The sequence below is a fragment of the Lyngbya confervoides BDU141951 genome (assembly GCF_000817775.3).
Taxonomy (GTDB): Bacteria; Cyanobacteriota; Cyanobacteriia; order Thermosynechococcales; family Thermosynechococcaceae; genus Lyngbya; species Lyngbya confervoides.
Map to the genome: position 1 here is coordinate 1 of NZ_JTHE03000011.1, position 8,345 is coordinate 8,345.

Below are 8,345 nucleotides of genomic sequence, written 5' to 3' on the forward strand. Positions count from 1 at the left end.
ACAAAGCGATCGCGCTTTAACCAGTCGTCGAGGACGTCAAACCATCCCCGTTCCGCTGGCGCGCGTCCGACAGCTATAGTCATAGACAGATCTCCCAGAATAATATGTAAACGATTGTTTACGATTCTTTATAATTCATCAGTCTTCATTATATAAAGATCTTCATTTTTTTTGCATTAGGCATTCCTACTGATGAGTTGCCAGTAACCGGATCTTTCCCTAATGTTTTCGATAGGTTCGTAAACGCTGGTGCAAATATTTTGGCGGCAGGGCTTGCCGACCCGAATGGGCAAACGCTAAGTCGTGTAAGACCTCAATCTGAGGCTGTTGCTTGTTTGTCTACCTTTCAGGAGGCTGTCTAGTGCAGTCAGACTGGGAATCCCCGTCGCTTCAGTGCGGGGAGGATGTCAAAATTAGATAGACCGCTAGATAGACCTAGCCATAGTTCTCAGGAGTTTGAGTTTGTGACCCTTTCCAGCCTGGATAATACCTTGCACTCGCTTGGACAGATCCTCGAACCCCACCAAATTGTCACCGCCGAAGCGCGATCGCCGTTGTGGCAAACTCAACTCAACGCTGCTTTTCTACCCGATCAGGGCAATCCGCCCATTGTTTATCCCCAGGACAGCGAACAACTGGGCGCTCTTCTGACCTGGGCTCATCACGATCGTCGGACCGTCCTGATCTGTGGGGCTGGAAGTAAGCTCGGCTGGGGCACCCCTATCCCCGCAACCGATCTGGTCCTGAGTCTGCAACATCTCAATCGCATCATTGATCATGCAGTGGGAGATCTCACCATTACCGTGGAGGCGGGCATCCCCTTTCAGACCCTCCAGCATCACCTTAAAACTTCCGGCCAGTTTCTCCCCGTAGACCCCAGCTACGCCCCCCAGGCAACCCTCGGCGGCATTCTCGCCACCCGCGATGCTGGATCTCTACGCCACCGTTACGGCGGGGTCCGCGACCTGCTGCTGGGCCTCAGCTTTGTGCGCGCAGATGGTCAGAGGGCAAAGGCTGGAGGACGGGTGGTTAAAAATGTGGCTGGGTACGATCTGATGAAGCTGTTTACCGGATCCTTTGGGACCCTCGGCCTTCTTTCCGAGGTGACCCTGCGACTCTATCCCATTCAAGAAATCTCACAAACCGTTGTTTTAGTCGGACCGCCAGAGGCCATCGCAACCCTAACGGCGCAAGTGCTGAACAGCACCTTAACGCCCGTCGCACTGGATCTGCTTTCGGAATCAGTCATACCCCACCTCTCTCCTCCTGGCAGCCTTGCATTGGTGGCCCGGTTTCAGAGCCTAGGTGAGAGCGTCACCGCCCAGGTTAGACGGCTGATGCAGCTAGGAACTCACCTGGCCTCCCAGGTCTATTGCGATCAAGCTGAGGAAGACCTTTGGACCGCCCTAGGGCACCGCCAAGGACTCCAGGAAACAGACACACTCCACCCTGAGACACCTCTGGTTGCTAAATTCGGACTCTTGCCCCAGAGGGCGGTCCCAGCGCTTCAGCTATTCCACCAATGGTCCCAACAGCAAGATTGCACCTGCTGGATGCAAATCCATGCAGGTTCTGGCCTGGGAACCCTTAAACTGACGGCCTCAGCGTCTTCCTTGACGGCCAGCCTTCTTCAACAGCTGCGATCGCACTGCGAGCAGCACCAAGGCTTTCTCTCGGTTCTGGACGCTCCCCTCTCTCTCAGGCAAAGCTTCGATGTCTGGGGATATCCTGGAAATGCGATCGCGACCATGCGGAAGCTCAAGCACCAGTTTGACCCCCACCGCATCTTGAATCCTGGCCGCTACGTCGGCGGGATTTAGCTAGCGGGATTTAGCTAGCGAGATTTAGTCAGCGGAGTTTATTAGATCTCCTCAACGACCGCCAGTGCTAAATCCCCATCGTTATCTGAGCAAGCTCACCTTTCTGCTGACCCTAAACCTCCATGAACCCCTTCGGCGCTCCACCCCATCCCCCTTCCTTTGATACCGACCACCCTCCAGATCCCAAGCAGGCAGAGGTTTGCGTTCACTGCGGATTCTGTCTTTCCACCTGCCCGAGTTATCGAGTGATCGGAAAGGAAACCGACTCGCCTCGGGGGCGGATCTACCTTATGCAGGAGATCAATGCCGGGAGAGCCAAGCTCTCACCTGAAACCGTTCAGCATTTTGACACCTGCTTAGGCTGTCTTGCCTGTGTGACGACCTGCCCTTCGGGTGTGGCATACGACCAGCTCATTGCAGCAACCCGAGTGCAAATTGAGCGCCACTATTCACGCCCCCTGCCCGAGCGATGGCTGCGACAATTTATTTTTGCGGTCTTTCCCTATCCCCAGCGACTCCGGATGTTACTGCGTCCCCTATGGCTGTATCAAAAAATGGGCCTACAGCGCTGGGTTCGTGACACCAAACTCACCGAAAAACTCCTGCCTCGTCCCCTAGCGGCTATGGAGTCGATGCTCCCTCCCCTATCCGCTTCAGCCTTTCGTGATCCTGAGCCAGAAATCATTCCAGCCCAGGGAGATCGCCGCTATCGAGTGGGATTAATCCTAGGCTGTGTGCAACGCCTGTTCCTCCCGGAGGTCAATGCTGCTACCCTGCGTGTGCTGACCGCTAACGGCTGTGAAGTGGTTCTTCCACCAGATCAGGGCTGTTGTGCGGCACTCTCCCATCATCAAGGGCAAGAGCTTCAGACCCAAATGCTAGCCAAGCAGATGATTGATTCATTTTCAAAGTATCGCTTGGATGCCGTCTTGATCAATGCTTCTGGCTGTGGCCATACGCTCAAAGAATATGGACATCTCTTGCAAGACGACCCAGAATACTGCGATCGCGCAGCAGATTTTGCGGCATCGGTGCAAGATGTGCAGGAGTTTCTCGCAGCCACAGAACTGATAACCCCCTTGTTTCCCTTACAGGCAACTCCTTTAATCATTGCCTATCAGGACGCCTGCCACATGCTCCACGGCCAACAGATTGCGCAACAGCCTCGACAACTCCTGCGTCAAATCCCTGGCATTGAGCTGCGCGATCCCATTGATGCCTCGCTCTGTTGCGGCAGTGCTGGTATTTATAATATTTTGCAGCCTGATGTTGCCGAGGAACTGGGGCGCCAAAAGGTCTACCATCTTAAACAAACCCGTGCCCAAGTAATCGCATCGGCCAATGTGGGCTGTACGCTGCAACTGCGAAAACATTTGCAGGAGGCTGACCCCACCAGCATGGATCCTCCCCCCGTACTGCATCCCATGCAGCTCCTGGATGCCGCCATTCGTCAAATTGACTTGTCCACCTTGCTTGCGGGGTATCCTCAGATCAAACGCTGAGGCTGAGGAATGAAGTTCTCCATGCACCGGACCACTCTGCGAAGCAACTGGCTAGAGCGGCGCTGGGCTGCGCCTGCTTATGCGGGCTGGGTGCTCATTGGTTTAACCCTCTGTTTTTGGCTGGCCGCTGCCAATACCCTGGCTGGTTGGCTATACGTCATGAGTGGACTGCTGCTGGCACTCTTAGGACTGGCTGCCTGGTTACCGATGCGATTGCTCCAAGGCATATCCCTTACCCGTGCGCCGATTCCGGCAGGGACTGTGGGTGCCCCCCTATCTATTCGTCTACAGGCTTCCTTCCCTCCAACCGCAGGCCCCGTTTTATTGGAATACCGAGATTGTCTGCCAGACAGCTTCGGCCCAAAGCACTGGCAGGTTTTTGCAGGTCCCGCGCCTCAAGGTCATTGCCAGCTCATCTACAATGTCATTCCCCAGCGGCGAGGCTTGTTTCATTGGCATCTGATTCAGCTGCGAACCGCTGCACCCTTAGGACTGTTCAGCAGCCAACGCGATCACGCTGCTCCAGCCACTGTTTTGGTCTATCCCCAAGCATGGCCGCTCACGCGCTGCCCTCTCTTTGAAACCTTAGTAGCTCAGCTTCAAACCAGTGAGAAGCCCTCTCGTCTCTCTCCCCTAGGCCAGGGCGGGATTACCCGATCCCTTCGTCCCTATCGCCGCGGAGATGCCCTGCGGCTAATTCACTGGCGATCAACTGCAAAGCTCAACGAGTTACGAACCCGAGAGCTGGAAACCTCCAGCGGAGATTGTCCCGTCATTATTGCCCTAGACACCGGATCAATGTGGGAAGATCCAGCCTTTGAATCCGCCATCACCACCGCTGCCTCTCTACTGCGCTATGGACAGGAGCAAGGAGTGCCCACATGGCTTTGGACCAGTGGCTCCGGACTCCTGCAAACCCCGACGGAAATCCTGGAAACCCTAGCACAGGTCTCCCACGGGGAAACCCACCAAGCGTCCCTTCCGTCAACGGCACTGATCTGGCTCACCCAACATGCCACAGCCCACCTTCCCCCCGGCAGTCGATGCCTGCGCTGGCAGAGAGAATCTCCCACAGGCTGGCCAACAGAATCCGCCGCAGATCTGTGGATTGATCCAGCCTTACCGCTAGACCAACAGCTCCAGGCTTCCCTTTCAGTCCCGATCCCCTAAACCTTTATCCCTCAGGTGGCAAAGTTTGACGAATCATCGTGAATCATCAGCCAGCAAAGTCCAAATCCAACCGGAATGCTAATACCAATCAACAGCCCAATGGCCCACAGTCCCATCACCAAGTCCTGTGCCATAACAAACCTCCCAAGTATTTTAGGAGAGCCTAGAGTCTTGCGAAGGGGTTTATTTCGAAAAATGAGGTCCAGACAACAGATCCACGGCAAAATTTCAAACCAAGTTTAGATGCCAAGAAAAAAGTATGTTTAACTCATTTTTACGTTGCTTTCGCTTAATTAACTCTATTGGCTCCTTATCTCTTTATTTATTTTAGCTTAACACTCTTTCTCCCCATGGTTAACGCTTTGTGACGATCGGTAATGGGGCTGTGCCCTGTTGATTCAATTCATCTCTGGCGGACCTCGCCTGTGCGCAGAATCACTGTCAATTTTGAGTTGACTTTTTAGGATAATTGTTATCAAAAGCATTGAGCCGTTTGCGCCCTTCATTGAACGCCCGACTAAGTTCTGTCCACCCCCGATTTAGTGCCAGTCTCAAGGTCTTCGAATCGAGAGTTAGGGTGGGGCGGGATTCCGCACCAGTGCTGGATCTAGAAAGCCTGCCTCTGGACAGCCAGCCGTAAGCAGACCAGGGAGTTTTAACGTGACTTTCTGAGCCTTCTAAGCTAGGATTTAGACCTCGCAGTGTCGAGATAGCGATTTATACTTATCTGGCATCATTAACTGTGGGGGAAAGCATCAATTAATGATTGTGTGTGTGGAGTATTTGCATGGTAGTTTCAACTCAAATCCAAACGGGGCAGCACGCTGAAGATGCATCCAACCCTAGGCCTGCGCTTCCTTGGAACCACCGAGAGGGGAACCTGCGTCGTCCTTTATTTGGAACCGATGGGATTCGCGGTCCAGCGGGCGATCTCCTGACCCCTGCTTTAGCGCTTCAGGTTGGATTTTGGGCCGGGAAGGTTTTGAGGTCAGCAATGGGTGCCGGTGGGCCCTTCATTATTGGTCAAGACTCCCGCAACTCTAGCGACCTCCTCAACATGTCCCTGTCGGCAGGCTTAAGCGCAGCGGGAGTCGAAGTTTGGAACCTCGGCCTTTGTCCAACTCCAGCGGTGGCCCACCTCACCCACCACACGGAAGCCATGGGCGGTGTTATGGTTTCCGCCAGCCACAATCCGCCCCTGGATAACGGGATTAAATTCTTTGGCCCTACCGGATCGAAGCTGGATCGTTCACTGCAGCAGGAGATTGAACGCTGTTTTTTTGAAGAGGCCATGCAGCATCCGGCCACAACCTCGTGGGGGCGACAACGGTTTCGTCCTGAGCTAGTCCACACTTATATTTCAGATTTACAAACGCCTCTGCACTCAGTTGACTTAAACGGCTTGCGTGTGGTGCTCGATCTCGCTTGGGGAGCCGCAGCCCATGTTGCTCCTGCCGTGTTTCGTGCCATGGGGGCTGAGGTTCTTTGTCTTCATGATCAGCCCGATGGGGATCGCATTAATGTAAACTGCGGTTCTACGCACCTGAATCAACTTCAGCAGGCCGTGGCCGAGCACCAAGCGGACCTTGGCATTGCGTTTGATGGTGATGCCGATCGCGCCTTGGCGGTTGATGCTCAGGGGCGTGTGGTTGATGGGGACTACATTCTCTACTTTTGGGGAAAAAAGCTCCAGCAAGAGAACAAGCTTCCCCAGGATTTAATTGTCGCCACCGTGATGTCAAATTTGGGATTTGAACGGGCTTGGGAAAAACAGGGCGGCAAGCTCGTCCGTGCAGCGGTGGGTGATCAATACGTCCACGCTGAGATGATCACGCGGGGGGCAATGCTCGGAGGTGAGCAGTCTGGGCATATCCTCTGCCCTCACTACGGCATCAGTGGCGATGGGGTGATGACCGCGCTGCATTTAGCTGCAATCGTTCATCATTCCGGTGACAGCTTGGTCAATTTGATGGACCGGAGCTTTCAGACCTATCCTCAACTGCTCTGCAATGTGCGCGTTGAAGATCGCGATCGCCGCTGTCATTGGCAGGAATGCCAGGCTCTTCAGGATGATATTGCCCTTGCTGAATCCGCCATGGGTGACCAAGGACGAATTCTCGTCCGTGCCTCCGGAACCGAACCCCTCATTCGCGTTATGGTCGAGGCCCAATCCGAGGCTATGACCCAAAAATGGTGTGATTATCTCGTGGCTTCAGTTGAGCGTCACTTGCTGTAAAGGGTTCGTATAAATCAAAAGAATTTGTTAAAGTTAAACTGTCTCTTGCCAAGGCTAGCTGTTTTGTGCGGGGTTGAATTGGGTTCCTAAATCGCACGATGTTTTAGGACCAAGGGATATGTCGGGTCGCCACTTTAGAGCATCGCCATGTTTCTAACGTCCCAAATGTTGCTAAGCTACCAGCGCTGTTCTCGCCAGCTCTTTCTGGATCTCTATGGCGATAAAGCACTGAAGGGACACCCTAGCGATTTCCGAATTAAACTTTCCAAGGACCGCATCAAGTACCGTTCAGCCTTTCTCGAGAGCGAGGGGAACTGGGTGCGGCCTGATTATCCCCATCAGGATTGGGAAGCTGGCGCAAGGGCTACCCTCGATCTAATGCAGCAGGGTGTTCCCCACATCCATGGTGGGGTTCTGAAGGTCCAAAGCCCAGAGGGACACACATTCATCAGTACCCCAGACTTACTTACCAGGGAGTCTGGGGTTTCTGTTTTAGGGAGTTGGTACTATACTTCAACGGATATTAAGCTGAGCAAGCGACCCAAACAGGAATATCAGATTCTTGCCGCCTATCATGCTTTTCTGCTGGCTCAGATGCAGGGGATTGATCCCCCAGAGAGCTGGCTTTATTTGAGAGATAAGGGATGGTATCAGGTTGATTTGGATCTGGTTTTACCCAAATTGTTAGGGCTGATTCCAGACTTGATCGCCATTGTGCAGCAAGAGTTTGAGCCGGAAGTCTTTATTGTTCGCAACCGATGTCAGCTTTGTGCCTGGTTTGACCACTGCTACAGTCGAGCGCAGCACGAACAGCATTTATCCTTGTTGCCAGGCGTAACGCCCAGCCGCTACCCCATTTTGCTGCAGCATAATCTCCGGACAGTGGAAGCGATCGCGGCACTGCAACCGCATCAGCTCAACCAAAAAACAGGCTTTGGGCTAGCGGTCTCCCAGCAGCTTATCTATCAGGCGCGATCCACGGTCAGCCAGCGTCCCCTCCTGCTAGAAACCCCTGAACCTTTCATTGTGCTCTCCCGAGTCCCGGACTCTCCCATCGAACTGTACTTTGACATTGAGGCAGAACCCAGCATCAATGTGGTCTATCTCAACGGGGTTCTGCTCGTGAACCAGATCACCGGGCACCAGGAATTTTTTCCGTTTGTGGCAGAAACGCCCGATCAAGAGCGTCAGGCATGGGAAGAGTTTGTTGCCTTTGTCATGGCCTACCCCCAGGCTCCCATTTATCATTTTTGTCCCTACGAAGTGCAAACCGTGAAGCGGCTGGCCCGACAGTACGGGGCTTCGGGGGAAGTTCTGGAACTCCTCTTGCCTCGTTTTATAGATGTCCATCGCTGGATTACGCAGGCCGTAACACTCCCGGTTGAAAACTATACGCTGAAGGTGATTGCCCGCTGGATCGGGTTTGAATGGCGCAATGCCGAGGCCAATGGCGCCCAGTCCATCTGCTGGTACGAAGACTGGTTGAAAACTGGCGATCGCACCCTGCTCGACATCATCTTGGAATACAACGAAGACGATTGGTAGTTGGTCACAGCAAGAAGTACACCTTATTGGAAATAGGGCGTTTCCTTAAGTCGTACAGCAATTATGCGGAAG

The 8,345-nt window shown here is 53.6% G+C and carries 6 protein-coding genes; 5 read left to right on the forward strand and 1 reads right to left on the reverse strand.

The features are described from left to right. The first annotated feature begins 464 nt into the window (after positions 1-464). From QQ91_RS01715 to QQ91_RS01725, 3 genes are all read left to right on the forward strand, one after another. Positions 465-1,820: an FAD-binding oxidoreductase gene (locus QQ91_RS01715; protein ID WP_166283822.1), complete on the forward strand. Its 1,356-nt coding sequence runs from the start codon at positions 465-467 to the stop codon at positions 1,818-1,820. Between the two features lie 122 nt (positions 1,821-1,942). Then, positions 1,943-3,322, forward strand: a complete 1,380-nt coding sequence (locus QQ91_RS01720; RefSeq protein ID WP_166283824.1) for a (Fe-S)-binding protein — start codon at positions 1,943-1,945, stop codon at positions 3,320-3,322. A gap of 21 nt (positions 3,323-3,343) precedes the next feature. After that, a complete protein-coding gene (locus QQ91_RS01725) occupies positions 3,344-4,492 on the forward strand; it encodes a DUF58 domain-containing protein (protein WP_166283826.1) in 1,149 nt (382 codons plus the stop codon). 11 nt (positions 4,493-4,503) lie between these two features. Here QQ91_RS01725 and QQ91_RS21575 read toward each other — a convergent pair whose 3' ends face one another. Beyond that, positions 4,504-4,626: a hypothetical protein gene (locus QQ91_RS21575; protein WP_284707151.1), complete on the reverse strand. Its 123-nt coding sequence runs from the start codon at positions 4,624-4,626 to the stop codon at positions 4,504-4,506. Between the two features lie 653 nt (positions 4,627-5,279). Here QQ91_RS21575 and glmM point away from each other — a divergent pair. Both glmM and QQ91_RS01735 read left to right on the forward strand, forming a co-directional pair. Further along, positions 5,280-6,728, forward strand: a complete 1,449-nt coding sequence (gene glmM / locus QQ91_RS01730) for a phosphoglucosamine mutase (protein WP_166283828.1) — start codon at positions 5,280-5,282, stop codon at positions 6,726-6,728. Positions 6,729-6,875: 147 nt separating this feature from the next. Next, on the forward strand, positions 6,876-8,273 hold the full coding sequence (locus tag QQ91_RS01735) for a TM0106 family RecB-like putative nuclease (RefSeq protein WP_166283830.1): 1,398 nt from the start codon (positions 6,876-6,878) through the stop codon (positions 8,271-8,273). Positions 8,274-8,345: the final 72 nt, after the last annotated feature.

Bases quoted from the DNA above. Each gene is read 5' to 3' on its own strand.
- QQ91_RS01720 (WP_166283824.1), top strand. From the start codon at position 1,943: ATGAACCCCTTCGGCGCTCCACCCCATCCCCCTTCCTTTGATACCGAC.
- QQ91_RS01725 (WP_166283826.1), top strand. From the start codon at position 3,344: ATGCACCGGACCACTCTGCGAAGCAACTGGCTAGAGCGGCGCTGGGCT.
- QQ91_RS21575 (WP_284707151.1), bottom strand. From the start codon at position 4,626: ATGGCACAGGACTTGGTGATGGGACTGTGGGCCATTGGGCTGTTGATT.
- glmM (WP_166283828.1), top strand. From the start codon at position 5,280: ATGGTAGTTTCAACTCAAATCCAAACGGGGCAGCACGCTGAAGATGCA.
- QQ91_RS01735 (WP_166283830.1), top strand. From the start codon at position 6,876: ATGTTTCTAACGTCCCAAATGTTGCTAAGCTACCAGCGCTGTTCTCGC.